Genomic DNA, 1125 nt, shown 5'->3' on the forward strand with positions numbered 1-1125 from the left:
GGATCGCCCGGGTCCTGGCTCTTCTTCGGTGAAGGTGGACTCACAGCCACCAGTGTCTCGGTCATGACGACCCTCCTGCCCCAACCGGGGCGCAAGGGCCACTTACACCGTTAACGCGATAGACCCCAAGTCCCGGGTAGGGGTGTAGCGGCTGCGTTCTCCTTCTTGGGGTTCAGGCCGTGAGTGCGGGCAGGTTGTCGCCTCCGATCTCCGGTTCGGTGTCGGTGATGAGGTTGATGCGGCAGCGGGCGAGGACGTCGAGGCCGAGGTAGCGCCGTCCTTCGGCCCACTCGTCGTGTTGCTCGGCCAGGACGACTCCGACCAGGCGCACGATCGCGGCGTGGTTGGGGCGCCGCTATCGTCAAGCAGCCGGGCTGAGGGCGGCGCTTTGGACTGTGGCGAGGTCGGCTTGGAGGGCCCGGTACACGACGTTTGCGAGGTGCAGTGCCTCTTCAGGCACCGGCGGGCTTCGGCGGGGGTCTTGCCCTCGGCTCGTTTGCGGGTAAGGTACGCGCGCGCTGGTGGGTGCCAGCGGGCTTGGACCATTGCGTTGGTGAACAGGGCCCGGTTGAGTTGGCGGTTGCCTCCTCGGGCCAGGCGATGCCGTTGGGTGTTGCCGCTGGAGGCCGGCTCCGGGGCGACGCCTGCATGAGCGGCGAACGCTGCCGCGCTGGGATAATGGCGCACGTCCCTGACCTCGCCGAGGATCTTCGCAGCAACCAGCGGTCCCACTTCTGGAATGGATTGCAGGTGTGTGGTGGACCGTTGTTCCAACTCGCCGTGGATGTCTTTCTCGAGGTCGGCTTGTTCGTCGCGCAGGGCGTTCAAGCGGCGGATCGCGGCAAGGGCGAGCTTGGCCCGTATGGGGTCGCTCTTGCGGGCGCGTAGGGCCAAGCTCCGAGCCCGAGCGAACGCCGGCCGGGAGCTCAACGGCCCCGTGGGGTCGTGATACCTGGGGGCGATGTTCAGCAGCAAGGCGTGGAGACGGTTGCGGACGCGTGAGTCGCCCCGGGTGTGGTGGAGGGTCTGATCTGCCGAGAGGATGCAGACATGCCCGCTCCGAGGAAGTATCCCGATGAGATTCGTGACAGGTCGGTCCGGTTGGTGCGTGACCGGCTGGCTGAT

2 pseudogenes are annotated in these 1125 nt (G+C 66.9%); both read right to left on the bottom strand.

Features of this window, described 5'->3' with window-relative positions:
• Positions 1 to 172: 172 nt before the first annotated feature.
• Positions 173 to 349 (bottom strand): annotated as a pseudogene (locus GGG17_RS15890) (IS256 family transposase); the annotation flags it as partial.
• Positions 350 to 519: 170 nt separating this feature from the next.
• Positions 520 to 975: pseudogene (locus tag GGG17_RS17035) on the bottom strand (transposase); the annotation flags it as partial.
• Between the last annotated feature and the right edge of the window lie 150 nt (positions 976 to 1125).

Origin of the sequence: Arsenicicoccus cauae (assembly GCF_009707125.1) — a bacterium.
GTDB classification, from domain to species: domain Bacteria; phylum Actinomycetota; class Actinomycetes; order Actinomycetales; family Dermatophilaceae; genus Arsenicicoccus; species Arsenicicoccus cauae.